12 protein-coding genes are annotated in these 21632 nt (G+C 46.4%); 7 read left to right on the top strand and 5 right to left on the bottom strand.

All coding sequences use genetic code 11. The annotated features are described in order from the left end of the window. Positions 1 to 370 precede the first annotated feature (370 nt). The 6 genes from AC0J2X_RS00420 (at position 371) to AC0J2X_RS00395 (ending at position 8935) form a co-directional block, all read left to right on the top strand. On the top strand, positions 371 to 1033 hold the full coding sequence (locus AC0J2X_RS00420; RefSeq protein ID WP_069944827.1) for a GntR family transcriptional regulator: 663 nt from the start codon (positions 371 to 373) through the stop codon (positions 1031 to 1033). 65 nt (positions 1034 to 1098) lie between these two features. Continuing rightward, entirely contained in the window at positions 1099 to 1974 is an 876-nt protein-coding gene (prpB, locus tag AC0J2X_RS00415) for a methylisocitrate lyase (RefSeq protein ID WP_014950533.1), read from the top strand. 259 nt (positions 1975 to 2233) lie between these two features. Beyond that, positions 2234 to 3358 (top strand): bifunctional 2-methylcitrate synthase/citrate synthase, encoded by a 1125-nt coding sequence (prpC, locus tag AC0J2X_RS00410; protein WP_069944828.1) that lies wholly within the window; start codon positions 2234 to 2236, stop codon positions 3356 to 3358. An 18-nt stretch (positions 3359 to 3376) separates the two neighbouring features. Beyond that, complete coding sequence (gene acnD, locus AC0J2X_RS00405; RefSeq protein WP_061095773.1) at positions 3377 to 5968, top strand: Fe/S-dependent 2-methylisocitrate dehydratase AcnD; 2592 nt, start codon at positions 3377 to 3379, stop codon at positions 5966 to 5968. Positions 5969 to 6375: 407 nt separating this feature from the next. Beyond that, on the top strand, positions 6376 to 7557 hold the full coding sequence (gene prpF, locus AC0J2X_RS00400; protein ID WP_061486461.1) for a 2-methylaconitate cis-trans isomerase PrpF: 1182 nt from the start codon (positions 6376 to 6378) through the stop codon (positions 7555 to 7557). A 121-nt stretch (positions 7558 to 7678) separates the two neighbouring features. Then, entirely contained in the window at positions 7679 to 8935 is a 1257-nt protein-coding gene (locus AC0J2X_RS00395) for a response regulator (RefSeq protein ID WP_014950537.1), read from the top strand. Between the two features lie 10 nt (positions 8936 to 8945). Here the strand turns inward: AC0J2X_RS00395 and AC0J2X_RS00390 are convergent, their stop codons facing one another. From AC0J2X_RS00390 to AC0J2X_RS00370, 5 genes are all read right to left on the bottom strand, one after another. After that, on the bottom strand, positions 8946 to 10523 hold the full coding sequence (locus AC0J2X_RS00390; RefSeq protein ID WP_061486462.1) for a sodium:solute symporter family transporter: 1578 nt from the start codon (positions 10521 to 10523) through the stop codon (positions 8946 to 8948). Between the two features lie 101 nt (positions 10524 to 10624). Further along, complete coding sequence (locus AC0J2X_RS00385; RefSeq protein ID WP_061486463.1) at positions 10625 to 12331, bottom strand: PH domain-containing protein; 1707 nt, start codon at positions 12329 to 12331, stop codon at positions 10625 to 10627. Continuing rightward, positions 12331 to 12885 (bottom strand): PH domain-containing protein, encoded by a 555-nt coding sequence (locus tag AC0J2X_RS00380; RefSeq protein WP_061486464.1) that lies wholly within the window; start codon positions 12883 to 12885, stop codon positions 12331 to 12333. Before AC0J2X_RS00380 ends, AC0J2X_RS00385 begins: the two co-directional genes overlap by 1 nt. Before the next feature lie 215 nt (positions 12886 to 13100). Continuing rightward, positions 13101 to 15455 carry an aerobic respiration two-component sensor histidine kinase ArcB gene (gene arcB, locus AC0J2X_RS00375; RefSeq protein ID WP_014950541.1) on the bottom strand — a complete coding sequence of 785 codons (2355 nt, stop codon included), beginning with the start codon at positions 15453 to 15455 and terminating at the stop codon, positions 13101 to 13103. 99 nt (positions 15456 to 15554) lie between these two features. Continuing rightward, a complete protein-coding gene (locus AC0J2X_RS00370) occupies positions 15555 to 16490 on the bottom strand; it encodes an N-acetylmuramoyl-L-alanine amidase (protein WP_014950542.1) in 936 nt (311 codons plus the stop codon). A gap of 662 nt (positions 16491 to 17152) precedes the next feature. Between AC0J2X_RS00370 and gltB the strand changes: the two genes are divergently transcribed. Continuing rightward, complete coding sequence (gltB, locus tag AC0J2X_RS00365; RefSeq protein WP_014950543.1) at positions 17153 to 21619, top strand: glutamate synthase large subunit; 4467 nt, start codon at positions 17153 to 17155, stop codon at positions 21617 to 21619. Positions 21620 to 21632: the final 13 nt, after the last annotated feature.

Below are 21632 nucleotides of genomic sequence, written 5' to 3'. Positions count from 1 at the left end.
TCACAACACCTAAGCGAATAAAGTAAAGAAGACCTAGACCAGATGGACAAACTTTAAACAAATCACCATTGGCTTGAATCATTCTTTAGCTCAGAACCTCTGTATGTAACTTTCGTTACCAAACTCCCTCCTCCGTCCGGGCAGTAGCTATCAATATGGTTGCGCAAGGTTCGCCTAATAGACGTAAGCTGACACATGGCTCTGTTTGCGTATCGCATTAAACCATTGCACAACTGTCAACACAGGCCTCTAAACAAGACTATCAGACTAATATCTTACTCTCGTTGTCGACAATCCTAACCTTTCAAGGTTGAAAAAACGCCAAAATGGGCATATATTGTCGACATTAGTCATTAAAAGATTCTATACAGTGTTAGCAAAAAGCGAACAAGCCATCACCAATGCCGACCGTACTTTCTTTCAGTTAAGGAAGGATATAGTTGAGGGTATCATTCCAGCAGGCAGTAAGCTGAGTGAAATGGAATTGTCGACAAAGTATGAAGTCAGTCGCGCCGTTATTCGTGAAGCCATCAATCGTCTCGCTACCTGTCACTTGGTGGAACGTAAAGCTAACGTGGGTGCTCGTGTGGTTGCACTGTCCCCCGAAGGCCTTATTCAGCTATACCAAGTGCGCGAAGCATTAGAGGGTATGGCCGCCCGCTTGGCTGCACGCTACATGAGCGATGAAGAAATTACCGACATGCAGGCGTTGCTTGATAGCCACTTCGATAAAGTAAAAGACGGTCAAAGCTATTATCAAGAAGCCGGCGATGTAGACTTTCACTACAGAATTGTAACCGGCAGTAAAAACGATCATCTCATCAGCGTACTTGTAGACGGGCTTTACCATCTTGTTCGTATGTATCGCGTACAGCTCGGTATGGCTGGCCCTCGCGTAAGTACTGCGTTTGATGAACACAGACACATCGTTAACGCTATTGCCAATCGCGACGAGGAACTGGCTGAAATGCTAATGCGTCGCCATATTCTTTATTCAAAAAATAATATTGAGAAGAAGCTTAATCATGGTTAACACCACTCAGTCTTCTTCATACCTAATTCACCTCTACCCTACTTTCAAATAAGCGAGTGATTATCATGAGTGCAGGAAAGAAATTCAGAACCGCATTAGAGAACAACAAACCGCTACAAATTGTCGGCACCATTAACGCCTATACTGCCATGATGGCAAAGGCCATTGGGCACCAAGCAATTTATCTTTCAGGTGGCGGCGTAGCGAATGCGTCTTACGGCCTACCGGACTTAGGCATGACGTCACTTAATGATGTGATTGCAGACGTTCAACGCATTACCAGCGCGTGCGATCTTCCGCTCATGGTAGACATCGACACCGGTTGGGGCGGCGCATTTAATATTGCCAAAACTATTCGCGACATGGAAAAAGCAGGCGCGGCGGCAGTTCATATGGAAGACCAGGTTGCGCAAAAGCGCTGTGGTCACCGTCCTAACAAAGAAATTGTTAGCACAGAAGAAATGGTAGACCGCATAAAAGCTGCAGTTGACGCCAGAACTGACCCAGACTTTTTTATTATGGCGCGCACCGACGCGTTCGCACAAGAAGGTTTAGACAAAGCCATTGAACGTGCAAAAGCCTATGTTGCAGCAGGTGCTGACGGTATTTTTGCCGAAGCAGTGCAAACCGAAGAACATTACCGTGCATTTGCTGAAGCGCTAGACGTTCCGATCCTTGCCAATATCACTGAGTTCGGCAAAACCGAACTATGGAATAAAGAAGAGCTTGGTGAATGGGGTGCCGACATGGTGCTTTACCCACTAAGTGCATTCCGTGCGATGAATAAAGCAGCAGAAATGGTTTACAAATCTATACTTGAAAACGGCGACCAAAAAGCCGTTGTCGACAGCATGCAGACACGCATGGAACTGTACGATTATCTTGGCTACCACGAGTACGAGCAAAAACTAGATGCTCTATTCGCAGAAGGTAAGAACTAACACGAATACGAAACAGCAGGAAGCGAGTGAGGTGCGAGGCACCATTGAAGTTGAAACGGTACACAGGGCGTTACCACGCCGTGACCCCATCCATGGGGGCTCCGTTTCGGCATCCATGCCTCAAAGGGGTAACGCCCCGTGCACCGCCCCCACTCTCTCGGTGCCTCGCACCCCACTCGCCTGATGAGTTCAATATAGTTTTTATTTCTAAATTTTTAAAAAAGTACCTTACAAATTTTACAAGACCGGAGACAACAAGATGGCTAAACAGTTAAGTGGCGCGGGTTTACGCGGCCAAGTTGCAGGCAAAACAGCATTATCAACCGTAGGTAAATCAGGTTCTGGTTTAACGTATCGTGGCTACGACGTAAAAGACTTAGCGCAAAACTGTCAATTTGAAGAAGTAGCGTACCTTATTCTAAAGGGCAAGCTACCTAACCAGTCTGAGCTAGACGCTTATAAAACAAAACTTCGCAGCATGCGCGGCCTTCCTACAGCGCTTAAAGAAGTGCTAGAGCGCATACCAAAAAATGCTCACCCAATGGACGTACTTCGCACGGGCTGCTCAATGCTAGGTAACCTTGAAATGGAAACCAGCTTCGACCAGCAACAAGATGTTACGGATCGTATGTTGGCATGCTTCCCAAGTATTATCTGTTACTGGTACCGCTTCTCGCACGACGGCGTGCGCGTAGACGTTGAAACCGATGACGATTCAATTGGTGGTCACTTCCTTCACATGCTTCACGGTGAAAAGCCACGTGAACTTCATGAACAGGTTATGCATGTATCGTTAATTCTTTATGCAGAGCATGAATTTAACGCGTCTACCTTCACTGCACGTGTTTGCGCTTCAACCTTATCTGATATGCATTCTTGTATAACGGGTGCTATCGGCTCACTGCGTGGTCCACTTCACGGTGGTGCTAACGAAGCCGCCATGGAAATGATCGAGGGCTTTACCTCTGCTGATGACGCAGAAGAAAAAATGATGGGCATGCTTGAGCGCAAAGAGAAGATCATGGGCTTTGGCCATGCTATTTACTCAGACTCTGACCCGCGTAACGAAATTATCAAGCAATGGTCTGAAAAACTGGCTGCTGATGTGGGTGACGACGTACTTTACCCTGTGTCTGTTCGCTGTGAAGAAGTGATGTGGCGCGAGAAGAAACTTTTCTGTAACGCCGATTTCTTCCATGCCTCTGCGTACAACTTCATGGGTATTCCTACGCCGTTGTTCACACCAATCTTCGTAATGTCTCGTCTAACTGGTTGGGCGGCACACGTTATGGAACAGCGCGCTGACAACCGTATTATTCGCCCGTCAGCAGAATACACAGGCGAAGAACTTCGCCCAGTGCCTGCTATCAGCGAACGCGCTTAAGATTAAGGTTGGGGTTTTATGAATATTGATTACCGTAAACCGCTTCCAAACGCGGGTATCGATTTTTTCGATACCCGTGAAGCGGTAGATGCTATTGAGCCTGGCGCCTACGCCAAGCTGCCTTACACCTCACGTGTACTGGCTGAGAACTTGGTGCGCAAATGCGCCCCTGAAATGCTTACCGACTCACTTAAACAGCTGATTTATCGTAAGCGCGACTTGGACTTTCCGTGGTTTCCTGCTCGCGTAGTGTGTCATGACATTTTAGGTCAAACGGCACTGGTAGACTTAGCGGGGCTTCGCGATGCTATTGCCGCAAAGGGCGGCGATCCGGCGAAGGTTAACCCCGTAGTTCCAACACAGTTGATTGTGGATCACTCATTAGCTGTAGAGCATGCTGGTTTTGAGAAAGACGCGTTTGAAAAAAACCGTGCAATTGAAGACAGACGTAACGACGACCGTTTCCACTTTATCAACTGGACAAAAACGGCATTTAAGAACGTGGATGTTATCCCCCCGGGTAACGGCATTATGCACCAAATCAACTTGGAGCGTATGTCGCCGGTTATTCAAGCTCGCGACGGCGTTGCCTTCCCTGATACGCTAGTGGGTACAGACAGCCATACGCCGCATGTTGATGCTCTTGGCGTTATTGCCGTAGGTGTGGGCGGTCTTGAAGCGGAAAGCGTAATGTTGGGCCGCGCGTCTTACATGCGTTTGCCCGACATTGTAGGTGTTGAACTTACCGGCAAACCACAGCCAGGTATTACGGCTACCGACATTGTATTAGCGCTTACTGAATTCTTGCGTAAAGAGCGCGTAGTCTCTGCTTATCTTGAATTCTATGGTGAAGGTGCATCGCACCTGACGCTGGGCGACCGTGCTACTATTTCGAACATGACACCGGAATACGGCGCCACTGCAGCCATGTTTTACATTGACCAGCAAACCATCGATTACTTACGCCTAACAGGGCGTGAGGAAAAGCAAATTGCGCTAGTTGAGCAATATGCTAAGCACACAGGTTTATGGGCTGATGATTTAGAAACTGCCGAGTATGAGCGGGTGCTTACGTTCGACCTTTCTGCTGTTGGCCGTAACATGGCTGGCCCTTCTAACCCACACGCACGTTTACCTACCAGCGATTTAGAAAGTCGCGGTATAGCAGCGAAGTGGACCGAGGAGGAAGGCAAAATGCCTGATGGCGCGGTTATTATCGCGGCAATCACAAGCTGTACTAATACATCGAACCCACGCAATGTAATTGCTGCAGGTTTACTTGCTCGAAATGCCAACGCGCGCGGTTTAACCCGTAAGCCGTGGGTTAAGAGCTCACTAGCACCAGGCTCTAAGGCCGTTAAGCTGTATCTTGAAGAAGCTAACCTGATGAGCGAGCTGGAAGATTTAGGCTTTGGCGTGGTTGCCTTTGCGTGTACTACCTGTAACGGTATGAGCGGCGCGCTAGACCCTAAAATTCAGCAAGAGATCATCGACCGCGATCTTTACTCAACAGCAGTATTGTCGGGTAACCGTAACTTCGACGGCCGTATTCACCCTTACGCAAAGCAAGCATTCTTAGCATCGCCACCACTGGTTGTAGCTTACGCCATCGCCGGTACCGTGCGCTTTGATATTGAAAAAGACGTATTGGGTACCGACAAAGAAGGCAACCCAGTAACGCTTAAAGACATTTGGCCAAGCGATGAAGAGATTGACGCTATTGTAGCGAAATCGGTTAAACCAGAGCACTTCAGAAAAGTGTACGAGCCAATGTTCGATTTAAGCGTGGACTACGGCAAAGACATTAACCCGCTTTATGACTGGCGTGAAATGAGCACCTACATTCGTCGCCCGCCCTATTGGGAAGGCGCAATGGATGCTGAGCGCACCATGAAAGGTATGCGTCCACTGGCTATTTTGGGAGATAACATCACCACCGATCACTTGTCGCCTTCAAACGCTATTTTAGCCAGCAGCGCGGCAGGTGAATACCTCCACAAAATGGGCTTACCGGAAGAAGACTTTAACTCGTATGCCACACACCGTGGTGACCACTTAACCGCACAGCGCGCTACCCTTGCGAACCCGAAAGTGTTCAACGAGATGGTGCTGGAAAACGGTGAAGTGAAGCAAGGTTCACTGGCGCGCGTTGAGCCAGAAGGACAAGTTATGCGCATGTGGGAAGCTATTGAAACCTACATGAACCGCAGACAGCCGCTGATTATTGTTGCTGGCGCTGACTACGGTCAGGGCTCGTCACGAGACTGGGCAGCCAAGGGCGTGCGCCTTGCGGGTGTTGAAGTGATTGTAGCTGAAGGTTTCGAACGTATTCACCGCACTAATCTAATTGGTATGGGCGTATTACCCCTTGAGTTTAAACCAGGCACAACACGTAAAACCCTTGAGCTAGATGGCACAGAAACGTACGACGTAAGCGGCGAACCGTCACCAGGGGCAACGCTTACGCTAGTAGTAAACCGCCAAAACGGTGAGCAGCTAGAAGTACCAGTAACCTGTCGCCTAGATACCGCAGAAGAAGTCTCTATTTACAGCGCAGGCGGTGTATTACAGCGCTTCGCCAAGGACTTCTTAGAAGCTGAAGCTAGCTGATTGTGATAGGAAGACCTTTCAGTGGGAGGAGGTGAACCAGTTACAGGGCACGCCGTGAATACGTCCCTATAGGCTCCCAACTCGCATCCTTGCGAGTTGAGGGCCCTGAAACTAATCCACCTCCTCCGTAGCTAGTATCAGCTAGTTTGGTTGGAAGCTGTTTGTGATTTGAAACCCTCCAGCCGCAAGGATGCGGCTGGGGAGCGCACATGGATGTGTTCACAGCGTGTTTCAAATCACGAACAACCTTACTTCTCTCCAGATAAAATAGTTTTTAGTTTAAGAGTGCGTTGAGGCACGGTTGAAACCTTCGGGGCGCATGGACGCGCCCCGAGAGCCTACAAGGATGTATTTACGGCGTGTTTCAACTGTGCCTCAACGCACTCATACCGACGAAAGGAAAAAACATGACAAAGTATGCGCCACAACTTCGAGTACCGGCTACCTACATGCGTGGCGGTACCAGTAAGGGTGTGTTTTTCAATTTAACCGATTTGCCAGAAGCCGCGCAAAAGCCAGGTCCGGCGCGCGATGCCCTGCTTCTGCGCGTAATTGGCAGCCCCGATCCGTACGGTAAACAAACCGACGGTATGGGCGGTGCTACATCAAGTACCAGCAAAACCGTTATCTTAAGCAAAAGTGAACGTGAAGGTTACGATGTCGACTATCTATTTGGTCAAGTAGCCATAGACAAGCCATTCGTAGACTGGAGTGGAAACTGCGGAAACCTAACGGCAGCCGTAGGCGCATTTGCGATAACCAATGGGCTAGTGAATAGAAGTAAATTACCAGAAAACGGCATTGCCACCGTCAACATTTGGCAAGCCAATATCAACAAAGCCATTATCGCTAAGGTGCCAATGACTAACGGGGAAGTACAGGAAACGGGCGACTTTGAACTAGACGGTGTCACCTTCCCTGCCGCAGAAGTAGAAGTGGCCTTTGTTGACCCAGCTGACGGTGAAGGGGCAATCTTCCCGACAGGACGATTAGTCGACACACTTGAAGTTCCAGGCGTAGGCTCACTTCAGGCGACCATGATAAACGCGGGTATTCCTACTATTTTCATCAACGCAGAAGATATTGGCTACACAGGCACTGAACTGCAGGATGATATAAACAGCGACTCCGAGGCGCTGTCCAAGTTCGAAGCAATTCGTGCACACGGCGCGGTTCAGATGGGGCTCATCAATGATGTGGGTGAAGCTGCAAACAGGCAGCACACACCAAAAGTCGCGTTCGTTGCACCTCCAAGAGGTTACCAAGCTTCCAGTGGCAAAGATATTTTGGGTTCAGACATTGATGTATTGGTTCGCGCACTGTCTATGGGGAAACTTCATCATGCTATGATGGGCACGGCAGCAGTCGCGATCGCAGCGGCTGCGGCGATACCCGGCACTCTTGTAAATATCGCAGCTGGCGGCGACGAAAGAGACTCGGTTACTTTTGGGCATCCATCTGGAACGCTTAGAGTAGGAGCAAAAGCTACGTTTGAAGATAACAAATGGCAAATTAAGCAAGCTGTAATGAGCAGAAGCGCACGTATTTTGATGGAAGGCTCCGTGCGTGTTCCCGCTGAACAAAGTTAGTACAACGCAATGTTATATAAGAATAAAATTATTTAGACATAAGTATAAAACGCCCTCTCTTTGAGGGCTTTTTTGTCTATAATTGGTTATTATCGAAGCCTAAGTGCCGAGAGTAGATCACATGTATAAAGTTCTTGTAGTAGAAGACAGTCTCACTGTCCGAAAGATTGTAAACAAACTTATTGAGGATAATCCTCACTTTACGTGTGATCTGTGCGAAGATCTTGCGGAAGCGAAAAGTGCTCTCGAGAGTGACACCGAATACTTGGCAGCCATCGTCGACTTAAACCTTCCCGACGCGCCCAACGGCGAGAGCGTTGAGCTTGCACTTTCCTACAACGTTCCAACCATCGTACTTACTGGAAATTTCGACGAATTTACCCGTGCTCAGTTACTCGATCAGGGCGTACTGGATTACATCACAAAAGAGTCTCGCTATTCATACCTTCAAGTGTCTAAACTTGTAGACCGTTTAAGAAAGAATCTCACTACCAAAGTGTTGGTGGTGGAAGATTCTAGAACGAGCCGAAATCACATTTGTTCATTACTTCGCAAATTCCAATTTCAGGTACATGAAGCGAACGATGGCTTAGAAGCGTTAGAAGAGCTTGATAATCACCGCGATATTAAAATGGTTATTGCCGATCACCGTATGCCCAATATGGACGGCTATGAACTAGTTAAAGCAATACGCCACGAAAAACGCATGCAAGACTTGGTATTTATCGGTTTATCGGCAAACGGCGACAGCGTGTTGACCTCGAAATTCATTAAGAGCGGCGCCAATGACTTCCTGTCCAAACCGTTTTATCACGAAGAATTCTACTGCAGAATTATGCAAAACCTTGAATCACAAGAAATGATTCAAACCATTAGAAATTCAGCAAACTTAGACCCGCTAACCAAGGTATACAATCGCCGTTTTCTCTACGAAAAAGCAGAGGAGTTATTTGCCAATAAAGCGTCGAGAAAGGATGTCATTGTGTCTATGATCGATGCTGACAACTTCAAAAGTGTAAACGATACCTACGGCCATAAAACGGGTGACATGTTATTGCAGGAATTTGCAGCATTGTTAAAAGATTACTTCCCCGACGATCTTATTGTGCGCTATGGGGGTGAAGAATTTACGGTGGTATCAGTAAGGCCGCCTAAAGTGTATCTATCTGCGCTTTCAGCGTTTATGGATGCAGTGCGCTCTACTATTTTTACCAATCACAAGTTCAATATCACGTGCAGTATCGGCGTATGTACCGAGGAACACAAGTGCTTGGAGTCGCAGTTAGAAGTGGCTGATGCGCGCTTATACGAAGCTAAGCACGCGGGCAAAGATCAGATTATTCTGAGAGACTCAGTCGCCAAAACAGTAGAGGCCTAAATCACTGAGTCTACTGCAGCCAACGCGGCATTAAGTAGCAAACCACGACCAATAAGCAAAAATAGCCAAGCAATAGGGTGGCAATCGGCTTATCAATCAGTAAGCGTCGTTGACCAGAGGTGGTGATCGTCGCTGTATCGTTTTCATCATTAGCTGACAAAACAGACAAGATAATAGCGGGTATCACTGTGCTCGCGAACCCCGTTACATTCCACCAAAACCAAAACACGTCCTCGACAAAAAATGCGAACGACAAATTAGTCAGCACGCCACACATCAGGCCGGTATTGACCTGTGTGGCATTTATCTTCTTCGTTAGCATGCCAAGTAGAAACACAGCCAAGACAGGACCAAAAAAAACAGAGCCCACTTTGTTCACCGCTTCTATTACGGTAGGCGCTATATCGCCAGCATTGAGCGAAAGCAGCAAAATAATCCCTCCCCAAAGCAAGCCCGCAAACTTAGCATGATTCAGGTAGCCTTCAGGTTTTGCGCGTTTCCGAGTGAGTTTGAAATAATCTTCAAGCGAAACAGCGGCAAGAGAGTTTATTGCTGAGCTCAGTGATGACATGGCTGCCGCAAGAATAGCGACCACAAGCAAGCCGATAAGCCCATGAGGTAAATAATTAAGAATAAAGACCGGCATAAGCCAGTCCGGATTATCTTTAGGAATTTGCGATAGCAAGTTGGCGTCGTTAAACGCTAGTGTGCCGACCACCAAGCCTGCTAAACAATATAGAAGTGTTATAGGGAACCTAAAAATGCCATTGGCTAACATCATCTTTTTAAGATCGCTTTCCGATTTCGCTGACAATGCCCTCTGTGCTTCTGATTGATCACAACCGTAGTATGAGGCGTAGAGGATCACGCCACCTAGCACCATAGGAAAAAAGCCGAAGCCGTCACCATCAAAACCCAGAGATGAAAAATTAAGGGTAGAGACCCGCTCGCTTGGAAGTAACTGTAAAAAGTGCTCCCAACCGCCTAATGCGTTAAGACCAAAAGCAATGCAGATAGCTGTGCCCAAAACGATGACAACCATTTGTACCGCGTCACCATATACAACTGCTTTCATGCCTCCTTGTAAGGAGTACAAAACGGTAATCACACCAATGAGTAATATTGCCTGCGTGGATGAAACCTGCATGGTTCCTTGCAATATAATGGATAGCGCGTAAACCATTATGCCGGTAGCGAAGGCTCTGCTAAATTGAAATACAACACTGATACAAATACGAGTAGAGGTAGAGAAACGTCGCTCAAGATAGTCATAAATACTCACCACACCGCTTCGGTATAATGTAGGCAACACGGTGGTAATGAGTAAAAGCATGGCTAACGGAACTGCCAGTTCATAAGAGAGCCAAATCAGCCCTCCACCCTCACGGAAGCCGACAAATGCAGGAGCGGAAATGAAACTGACCGCCGAGAGTTGCGTCGCCATCACTGAAAGTAACAGCGGTTTCCAACTTAAGCTTCTTCCAGCGAGAAAATAATCTTTCTTTGACTGCTGTCCACGCAAGCTAAAGCCGATGACGAGTAAAGTGATGAGGTAAATCGCGATGACACTGTAATCAAGAATATCCATATAAACGCAAGGTTAAGCAACTAAATACCTACCATTACATAAACTCGGTCTATTTGCATAAAAAACGTATAAAAAAGCAGCGCTCAAAGAAACAGTGTACGTTACATCCAAGACCTTCTGGTTGACTCCACCTCGAATAGCACACTATCAGCTAGTTTATTAACGTAGTCTTCTGGTAGAAACGGCACAGTCACCGCCCCCGAAGCCAGTACAAACTTAACGGTGGCCTGTTTTCTTCGCTTCATAAACACGCTTTGCTTAACGATAACTTGCTGCGCTTTATAGGGCTCAAAGCATTGATAGTCGATGCCTATTCTACCTCGCCTTATATAAACGTACTTACTGTCGTAGGCTATACCCCATCGCCACCACCTAAGCGTGAGTAACAGCGATACCGCACTAAAGACAACGAGTGAACCTAGCATAATATCTAGATGGGATGACACAGCGCCAATAGTGAAAAAGGTAATAAAAGGCAACGTCCAGCCCGCAAGCAACCAAAAAGTAATAAATCGCTTACTAATGGTTTGATAATCTTGACCTCGCAGGTCACATCCAGGCATCACTTCTTGACTAAGCGCGAAGGCTTCATCTTCGGTTACCGATGGCACAATAAGCTTATTTGGCGACATCAGTTCTTGCATTTGCTGCCCAGCCGTTGAGTTCTGCTCAAAATACAAATTCACCCGCTTTAGTATTTTATCCAGCCAGTCTTGCTTCGCCGTAATCATTTGGATGCGTGAAGCTCGCATGCTGACTTCCAGTTTATTAAGCAAGCCGCTGCGACGGATATAGCGATCACCTGTTCGTGAAAGTGTGTAGCCGTAAAAAGTGAAAAGCGCGCCACCAACACTCAGCAGTGCCACTAACGCCATAAGCATCATGAGAATGACAAAGGCATACAATCCAAATTGCCACCACGCAACCGTTTGTTCACCAACCAGCTGATTAAGCTGCAAGCCTTTATCGGCTAACCACTCTGAAACCAGACCGAACACATCGTCATAGAAAGGTGCCGCAGCACCCAGTATGATCCACACGCGATTGTTGGTGATACCGTGAATAATGATGTCTTTCACGGACCGTCGATTTAATACTTCTTCATTTGAATGGGAAGAATCTATCGCTTTAGTGCGCGTTCGTGGCGTGGGAAAAGACGAACTCTGCTCGTCGGATAAATCTTCATTTGGCAAACAATCCAGGTCACCCTCATCGTGCAGCGCTTTTTCATACAACACCTGCTTTTTGAGCGCTTCAGCATAATCTTCAGGAACCGCTACAATTTTAGCTTCTTCTTTCCCACTTCCTGCGGTATCAAGCACCACTAACGCGTACCCAAAAGGTCGGTAATAAAAAGGGCGTTCTATCTTAACGTTTTGAATACGCCACAAAGGCAAGTTGGTATAGCGGCGTTGGAACACGCCATGATGAATCTCAACGTGCTGGTTGTGCACGCGAAACTTGTACATTAAAAAGCTTATTACGCCGCTAACACTGGTAGATAGAAAAAGGATTCCAGCACCGATTAGTACTTCAGGCGACAGCAGGTTATCCCAAATATTGAACGATATGGCTAAGGCGGGAATGGTATAAATAAGCACTTGAGCCGAGTTGGTAAAATTGCGAATAGTAAAGTACAAAATAGAAATTAGAGAGAGGCGCTGCCACTCATCACCCGTTTCTACTTTAAGTTTCGGTTCTTCCATATTAGCATCTTGCCCATGGGATTTGAGCGCAGTATCTTCTTTCAGCTCTTTTGACTGATTAAGTGTAGGCGCTTGGTGTGAGGGCGTTTCTGATACCGTCATTAGCGTGCACCTATATCTTTATGAGCAAGAATGAACTCACGCAACTGCTCTGCCCTTTCAATGCTTAACCCAGGTATCTCAAACGTGTGCATTTCACCACCAGCCGAAAACACCTGAAGTGAGGCAAGACCCGCCCACCTGTCCAATGGACCGCGATTAACCTCTACATGCTGAACACGCAAAATAGGTTGGCACGAAAGTTTTCTAAAAATTAGCCCTGACTGCTTACTGATGTCTTGCTCTCGAATCGCATAAAATATGCGTACATCAGCAAAAAAGTGGTACAGAGCCCATAGAGAGCCTACCGCGACGATACCAGCAACAACATACGGGTAGGCTTGCAGCAGTCCTTCTGGCAATGACCAAAAGCTTTGGAATCGTAACGCAGAAGCAATACCGATTAGCACTAAGGCTATCAATCCAATGGAGAGGATATTTAGTGTCCGGTACTTTTTGGATATAGGAAGTAATGCGAGCGTTTGAAGTGAGGGAATTTCCTCAACACTGAGCTGATTATTTGAAAACACGGTTTCTTGTTGTGCGCTAATTGTCATCGCATTAATTCCTTTTACCACTGTATAAATAAGATCAGCCTGCCGCCTTTTTTTAAGGAGAGGCTTAGCTACTTAACTACTTAGCTACTTTGCTACTTTGCTACTTTGCTACTTAGCAACGCTGCTCTGAACGCTTTCTCTAGCGCAGTTTTTATAACAAAAAAGAGGGCAAGCCCTCTTTTTTACGTTTCCTATTAAAGAGCGCGTTATGCTAACTAGTCATCAACCTGCTGTTCATTCAGCCAATCGTGTAGTGCCTTCATGTCGTGCTGAACCGCCATTTGTAGCTCTTCCACCCAATCATGCACGTTCTCCCACCATGTAGGGTGGTCGCCCTGTTGAATTTGATTAGCAATACGCTGTACACGAGCCAAACCAACAGAGCCAGCGGCGCCTTTAATTTTGTGAGCCTGTGAGCACACTTCTGACTTTTCGTCCGCACTTAAGCTTAGCTGCAGTATTTCCATGTATTCAGGCATTTTTTCTTGGAATACTTTAACGCTAGCGCGCACCATTTCATCCCCTATGGTATCAACTAACATCTGTAACAAGTCCATATCTAAAATGTTACTTAATGTTTTGTTAGGTTCAGGGCGCTCTACTTCGCCATCAATTTCAAGCGGTGCAGGTGGTGCATGGAACAGCTCGTTAAACACCTCGATAACGCGAGATTTTTTAATCGGCTTCGCAATGACGTCATCCATACCGTTTTCTAAGTATTCATCACGCTTTTTAATGACGTTTGCCGTTAGCGCCACGATAGGCGTTTGCATAACCAGATCTTCTTCAATAATCGTACTTGCCACATCGAATCCTGTCATGTCAGGCAATTGAATATCAAGCAAGATAAGGTCGTATTGGTTTTCCCTGACTTTGTCTATGGCTTCTTGACCGGTCATTGCTACATCGACTTTCTGGCCAAGCTTCTCGAGCAAGGCTTTAGCGACCATTACGTTCAATTCAATATCTTCTACTAACAAGATATTGAGCCCTGTCACTTGAAGCTGCGCGACTTTCATCGGGCTATTAGAAATCTGAACAGGCAACACAATTTCAAAACGGGTGCCTTTACCCACTTTACTTGAAACGTGAATTTCACCTTTCATCAAGTCGACCATTTGCTTACAAATTGCCAATCCAATACCGGTACCTGTGGCCGATTGGTGGTCAGGGTGATCAACCTGATAGTACATGGCAAAAATCTTATCAATTTCGCTTTCAGGAATACCTACGCCCGTGTCTTCAATCACAAATGTTACATACGCCTTATCACCATCAGGTTTCGTCGATGAAACCGTTAGACTTACGTGACCTTTTTGTGTGAACTTCACTGCGTTAAACAGGATGTTCCATAATATCTGACGAAGGCGCGTACCATCTATTTCAACAAGACGGGGAAGCGGCTCGTTAATTGTCGTTTTAAGCTCTAGCTGTTTGTCGGCTGCAAGTAGACGAATAATGCTGCTAAGTTCTTCGGTAAAGTCTTTCAACGATATGGTTTTTAGACTCAGCTCAAGCTTATCTCTGTCTAACTTATCAAGGTCGATAATATCGTTAAAAATATTACCTAATGTTATAGCGCTGGCGTATATCGTACTTACCCAGTTAAATTGTTCTTCACTCAACTCGGTATCACGCAGCATACGGCTTAAGCCCACAATACCATTTAGCGGTGTGCGTAGCTCATGACTTATGGTTGCGATAAAGCGAGTTTTGTCGGTACTTGCTTTTGCAGCAGCATTTTCAGCCTGCTTACGCTCAGTCATGTCTCGACCGAACGACAACAAGCCGAGGCGATTACCGTCTTTATCGAAGAAAGGTACACGCTTCATTTCGAAGTAACGACGACGTCCATCAGCAAAGCGAAGCCACAGCTCTTCTGTGATACTGGCGTTGGTTTCTAGAACTTCGTGATCACTCGCTACAATTTGGCGGGCAAGCTCTTCCTCATATACGTCTTTTGGCGTTAAGCCAAGCAGCTCTTGCTCGGTTTTGCCCGTCATAAGCTCCGCTATACGGTTACAACCAGCAAACCTGCCTTCTTCATTTCGGTAATATATTAAGTCTGGTGAGGCATCGATGATTGAACGTAACAAGGTTGATAAGCGGCGTGCTTGTGCTTCTTGTTCTGATTTATCCTGAATTTCTTTTTCTAAGTCTTTAAACAGCGCCTCACGCTCTTCTTGTGCTTGCTTGCGCTGCTCTATCTCGTGATTAAGCTGTCTGATGTTGCTTTGAAGTTCGCGGTTAAGAAAGACATCTTCTTCACGCAAACTTTCCAACTGGCTTACCACTTCCTTTAAGTTGGTACGTGAGTTTTCTAATTGCTTGATTAACTCACTAAAGAAATAAAGAACCCAAGGCGCAGATAACATGGTCAGTACTACAGCACTGATGAAGTCATCGGGCTGAACCTGGCTTCCCATGCTCACGCGAATTACGTATGAGCCCCCTAGCGTAAACACAAGCGAAAGAACAACAAACAATATGCTGAGCTTTAGAGTGCCAAAACGCTGAACAAATTGGGCAAAGCGAATTGCCCAAGAATCGTTTGGTGAATCTGAATGCATGTACGTCTAATTTAAGCTTATTTTGCGGTTATCCTATCAGGCTTTCCTCTTTTCGGGAATGCGGTTTGTCAAAGCATAACTCTGTGGCCCTGCTCAGAATTAGGATTTGAAAGGCGACTTTTCAGTAATTTCATTAATGTATTTGGTATTCACCCATCCCACCTTCGTGTAAGACACTTTCGCCCACTCCCCTCGCTTTTCCAGTATTTTTAGCACTTCGCCCTTATTCAAACCGTTCTCGACAGTTGGGTACGAAACATCTGGCCCTTTTCTCACATTCAGCGAATTGGCACTTACATTGGCCACCCGCTTTACAGGGCTAGCGAGATCCCGCTGAATTTGATCATGCGCCTCTCGCTGTGAATTCGAATCACTTGACTCAGTTGCCCACGTTTCACTATCACTTTGCAAAACAGCGGCTTTGAGTCTTTGAAGGGGAAAAGCGGGGCCAGGATCGACCTTTCGTGACGGCGCTATTTCTTCGTGCCCGACGATAGTAGAGATGTTGTAGTGGCTACACAACGCTTTACACAGCGATAGCGTCCTAACAATTTGTACGTCGGTGTACTTGTGCCAATAGCCCATAGACTGTTGGTTAATGTGCTGGGCAGCTAATACTTCATTCTCGCCAAAAATTTCGCCAAACCAACTTTCAAAGGTGCCGTCTCCTCTAGCCTTAAGCTGGCCGGCATTGTCTAATTCAATGCCGATAGAGTACTGATTCAAGCCACTACGCCCCTCGTAATAACTTTCTCCTGCGTGCCACGCTATTTTATTAGTCGGAAGCATTTGAACAATGTCACCATTGCGTCCAACGGCAAAGTGAGCTGACACACCGCTATCGGCATTGGTCAAGACATTCACCGAAGATGAAAGGCTACTACCGGCGGTAAAATGAATAACAATAGTATCGGGAGAGCCAGATTGAAAACGCCCAGATGTGTTAGGAGAAAGCCTGAAGGTGATATTGTCGCCAGTTAGAATATGATCATCTATACTAAATAAAGGCAGTGGTGAAGCATGTAGTGTATTCATACAATAATCCTTATTGTCTTAACAGCACGCCACCACAGTGAATTTTTATTCTTCGCCTTCCACATAAGCGTACACTCAATTCACACACAGGGCTCTCTATCAACATCCTTCAGCGCACCACGAGCCTTACCTGTGGTTAATTTTCAACCAATATAGCAAACTACTTATATTAGTGGAACCATAGCTTTACAAATTAATAAAAATACACCGCAAACCGCTATTGACAACATAAAACATCAATTTCAAAGCATATTTATTCATTAATAAAACGCAAATGAGAAGTAATATCATTTATAAGGGGTGAGTTATTCACTTTGCAATACTGATAACATTTTTGTTACAAACATAAATGACGACACGTAAGAAACTGATTAATATATATTTAATTATATTTATACTAATTCACTATAAAGCTTATACTTTTAGCGTTTGATTTTAGTTTTTAATGTGGGTATTTTGTACGGCCCGCATCGCAATAATGCATAAAAATGCGGAAACGACTGGAATCCTCTAATAATAAAATAACGACAAGAAAGGCGCACGCCGCGAGCAATACCGCTCGCAGGCATAAAAGACGTCTAATAATGTTGTGATACGCAAACCTAGGCGCATCTACACGCAACGCATACCTTGCCCAGTCAAAAGGTTGAAGGAGTTAAGAGATGAGTTTATATAATCCCAATGATTCCCGGGACAACTGTGGGTTTGGCTTAATCGCTCACACTCATGGGGAAGCCAGTCATGAATTGGTAACTACTGCAATACACGGTCTTGACCGTATGCAGCATCGTGGCGGTATCGCCGCCGACGGGAAAACCGGTGACGGCTGTGGTTTATTACTACAGAAACCGGATGCGTTCTTCCATGCAATCGCCGAAGAAAATGGCTGGAAACTCAGCAAAAAATACGGCGTGGGCATGATTTTCTTAAGTCAGGACCCGGTACTTGCGCAAGCCGCGCGTGAAGTACTTAATGAAGAACTAGAAAAAGAAACACTTTCAGTAGTGGGTTGGCGCGAAGTGCCTGTCGACCACTCAGTACTGGGTGAATTAGCGCTAACGGGTGTTCCACAAATTGAACAGGTATTTGTGAACGCGCCAGCAGGTTGGAGAAAACGCGACCTTGAGCGTCGTTTGTATATGATCCGCCGCCGCGCTGAAAAACGTCTTGAGAAAGATCCCGATTTTTACGTAGCTTGTTTGTCGGGCTTGGTAACGATCTACAAAGGCTTGGTAATGCCAAAAGATTTACCCGCCTTTTATCACGATCTTGCCGATGAGCGTATGCAAAGCGCAATTTGCGTTTTTCACCAACGCTTTTCAACAAATACACTACCACGCTGGCCGCTTGCTCAGCCTTTCCGCTTCCTTGCGCACAACGGTGAGATTAACACCATTAAAGGAAACCGCGACTGGGCCATGGCACGTGCTGCTAAATTCGCAACGCCACTTATTCCAGATCTTAAAGATGCAGCACCTTTTGTTAATACTGAAGGTTCAGACTCATCATCGCTGGATAACATGCTGGAGCTATTCTTAGCCGGCGGTATGGATTTATTCCGTGCTATGCGGTTACTTGTTCCACCCGCCTATCAAAACAACAAGACCATGGACGATGATCTTCGTGCATTTTACGAGTTCAACTCTATGCACATGGAACCATGGGACGGCCCAGCGGGTATCGTTTTAACTAACGGTCGCCACGTTGCCTGTAACCTTGATAGAAATGGTCTACGTCCTGCTCGTTACGTTATTACTAAGAACGGTTTCATTACCCTAGCCTCAGAAGTAGGTATCTGGGATTACGAGCAAGCTGACGTAATTGAAAAAGGCCGTGTAGGCCCAGGTGAAATGCTTGCTGTAGACACATACACAGGCAAAATCTGGCGCTCTACTGAAATTGATGAAGACTTAAAAGCACGTCACCCTTATAAAGAGTGGCTAGATAAGCATATTCGTCGACTTACACCAATTGAAAAGCTTGATGCGTCATTAATTGGTAAACGCGTGTTTGACGACGATGCCATGGCGGTGTACCACAAGCTACACGCCTACAGCTATGAAGAAATTCAACAAGTTGTAAAAGTACTCGCGAAAGACGGTCAAGAAGCCGTTGGTTCAATGGGTGATGACACGCCAATGGCGGTTATGTCCTCGCGTCAACGTACGGTTTACGACTATTTCCGTCAGCAATTCGCACAGGTTACTAACCCGCCTATCGACCCGCTACGTGAAAACCACGTTATGTCGTTGGCAACCTGTATTGGCCGCGAGCAAAACGTATTTAGCGAAACCTCAGGTTACGCTGACCGCGTATTGTTTGACTCGCCAGTGCTAATGTATACCGACCTTAAGCAACTGCGCGAATTTAACCCAGACAACTACTACTCAGAAGTCGTGGAGCTTCAGTATGCGCCGCAAGAAGGTTTGAAGAAAGCCATCGAGCGCGTGTGTAACGAAGTCGAGATGCTGGTTAAAAACAAGCGTGCTGCGTTCGTTATTCTGTCTGACAGAAACATTAAACAAAATCGCTTGGTTATCCCTGCAGCAATGGCAGTTGGTGCGGTACAACGTCGCTTAGTTGAAAAGTCATTGCGCTGCGATGCTAACGTTGTTGTTGAGACAGCAAGTGCCCGCGATCCACACCATTTCGCGGTGTTGATTGGCTTAGGTGCCACTGCGGTTTACCCATTCCTAGCATATGAAACTATTGAGCAGCTTTGTGAAAAAGGCGAGCTAGATATTTCTCCTATGCAGGCCACGTTGAACTACCGTAAGGGTATCAACAAAGGCTTGTACAAAATCATGTCGAAAATGGGTATTAGCACTGTTGCTAGCTACCGTAGCTCTAAACTGTTTGAAGCAGTGGGTATTAACAACGAAGTGATGAAGTTATGCTTTAAAGGTGTGACCTCACGCATTCAAGGTGCGGGCTTCGATGATTTCCAGCAAGATCTTATCAACCTAAACCGTATTGCTTGGCTTAAGCGTAAGTCTGTCGATCACGGCGGCTTGCTTAAATACGTGCACGGTGGCGAATATCACGCCTATAACCCAGACGTAGTCAGTACGCTTCAAAAGGCTGTGGTGTCTGGTAACTACGACGACTACCAGCAATATGCAAAGCTTGTTAACGAGCGTGCGCCTGCGCACATTCGCGACTTGCTAGCTATAAACCCTGATTGCGACCCTATTGATATTAGTGAAGTAGAAGCACCGGAAAACTTATTCCCACGCTTTGATACTGCGGCAATGTCAATTGGTGCACTAAGCCCTGAAGCGCATGAAGCGCTAGCGATTGCCATGAACCGCCTGGGCGGTCAGTCTAACTCTGGGGAAGGTGGCGAACACCCTTCTCGCTTTGGAACTGAAAAGAACTCTAAAATTAAGCAGGTGGCTTCAGGTCGCTTTGGTGTAACGCCTCACTATTTGGTTAACGCAAACGTTATTCAAATTAAAGTGGCGCAGGGTGCAAAACCGGGTGAAGGCGGTCAGCTTCCTGGCGATAAGGTAAATAAATACATCGCACAGCTACGTTTCTCTGTGCCGGGTGTAACCCTTATTTCACCACCACCACACCACGATATTTACTCAATTGAAGATTTGGCACAGCTAATTTTCGATTTGAAACAGGTTAATCCAACGGCACTTATATCCGTTAAGCTAGTATCTGAGCCGGGTGTTGGCACCATTGCAACAGGTGTAGCGAAAGCCTATGCCGACCTTATCACCGTTTCAGGTTACGACGGCGGTACAGGTGCAAGCCCGCTAACATCAGTTAAATATGCGGGTAGTCCGTTCGAGCTTGGCTTATCTGAAACTCAGCAAGCACTTATTGAAAACGGCTTACGTCATAAAGTACGCGTTCAAACCGACGGCGGGTTGAAAACAGGCTTAGACGTAGTAAAAGCCGGTATTTTAGGTGCTGAGAGCTTTGGTTTTGGTACAGGTCCAATGGTTGCGTTAGGCTGTAAATATTTGCGTATTTGCCACTTGAACAACTGTGCGACCGGTGTTGCGACGCAGGATCAAAAACTGCGTGACGACCACTTCATTGGCTTACCTGATATGGTAATGAACTACTTCAAGTTTATTGCTCAAGAAGTGCGTGAAATCATGGCGTCTATGGGTATTGCTAAGTTCGACGACCTTGTTGGTCGCACAGAGCTACTTAAAGTTTTAGATGGCATTACCGCTAAGCAAAACCGTTTAGATTTGTCTCCGTTGCTAGCGCAGCCTAAAGCAGGCGACCATACGCGCTTATTCTGCTCACAAACGACCAACGCACCTATCGATAAAGGTGAATTGAACGCGCAGATGCTTAAAGACGGCCAGCAAGCGGTTGTTGACGGTAAATCTATTACCCTTAAATACCCAATCCGCAATACGGATCGCTCTGTCGGCGCATTGCTATCAGGTGAAATCGCTAAACACCACGGTAACCACGACTTTGAAGATACACCTATCAAAGTTGAACTTACCGGTACAGCGGGTCAGAGCTTCGGTGTGTGGAACGCTGGCGGCCTGCATATGCACCTTGAAGGTGATGCCAACGATTATGTAGGTAAAGGGATGACCGGCGGTAAGCTTGTTATTCACCCACCACGCAATATCTCTTACGACGCCCACGACAGCGCCATTATGGGTAACACCTGCCTTTACGGTGCAACAGGCGGTAAGCTGTTTGCTGCTGGCCGTGCTGGCGAGCGCTTTGGCGTACGTAACTCTGGTGCTATTGCGGTAGTTGAAGGCATTGGCGATAACGGCTGTGAATATATGACAGGCGGTATCGTGGCTGTACTTGGTCCGGTTGGTGTTAACTTCGGTGCAGGTATGACTGGTGGTTTTGCTTATCTTATGGATGATGGCGACGACCTTGATAACCGTGTAAATGCGGAACTGGTCGATGTAATGCCAATTGAAGATAAAGCGATTCTTGCTGAGCACTTACGTGGCTTAATTAATCAGCATTACGAAGAAACAGGAAGCGAGCACTCGTTGTCGTTGCTTACTGACTTCGCCGCAACGCTGAAACGCTTCAAGCTTATTAAGCCAAAAACCAGTGATGTGAAAAACTTGCTTGGTCACATCAGTCGTTCAAGTGCTGAATTACGCATTCAGGCTCAGTAGGAGGATTTAGTTT

The sequence above is a fragment of the Alteromonas sp. R7 genome (genome assembly GCF_055755235.1).
The sequence above is the reverse complement of the archived record's forward strand: the minus strand, read 5'-3'. Positions and strand labels throughout refer to the sequence as shown.

Bases quoted from the DNA above. Each gene is read 5' to 3' on its own strand.
- prpB (WP_014950533.1), top strand. From the start codon at position 1,099: ATGAGTGCAGGAAAGAAATTCAGAACCGCATTAGAGAACAACAAACCG.
- prpC (WP_069944828.1), top strand. From the start codon at position 2,234: ATGGCTAAACAGTTAAGTGGCGCGGGTTTACGCGGCCAAGTTGCAGGC.
- acnD (WP_061095773.1), top strand. From the start codon at position 3,377: ATGAATATTGATTACCGTAAACCGCTTCCAAACGCGGGTATCGATTTT.
- prpF (WP_061486461.1), top strand. From the start codon at position 6,376: ATGACAAAGTATGCGCCACAACTTCGAGTACCGGCTACCTACATGCGT.
- AC0J2X_RS00395 (WP_014950537.1), top strand. From the start codon at position 7,679: ATGTATAAAGTTCTTGTAGTAGAAGACAGTCTCACTGTCCGAAAGATT.
- AC0J2X_RS00390 (WP_061486462.1), bottom strand. From the start codon at position 10,523: ATGGATATTCTTGATTACAGTGTCATCGCGATTTACCTCATCACTTTA.
- AC0J2X_RS00385 (WP_061486463.1), bottom strand. From the start codon at position 12,331: ATGACGGTATCAGAAACGCCCTCACACCAAGCGCCTACACTTAATCAG.
- AC0J2X_RS00380 (WP_061486464.1), bottom strand. From the start codon at position 12,885: ATGACAATTAGCGCACAACAAGAAACCGTGTTTTCAAATAATCAGCTC.
- arcB (WP_014950541.1), bottom strand. From the start codon at position 15,455: ATGCATTCAGATTCACCAAACGATTCTTGGGCAATTCGCTTTGCCCAA.
- AC0J2X_RS00370 (WP_014950542.1), bottom strand. From the start codon at position 16,490: ATGAATACACTACATGCTTCACCACTGCCTTTATTTAGTATAGATGAT.
- gltB (WP_014950543.1), top strand. From the start codon at position 17,153: ATGAGTTTATATAATCCCAATGATTCCCGGGACAACTGTGGGTTTGGC.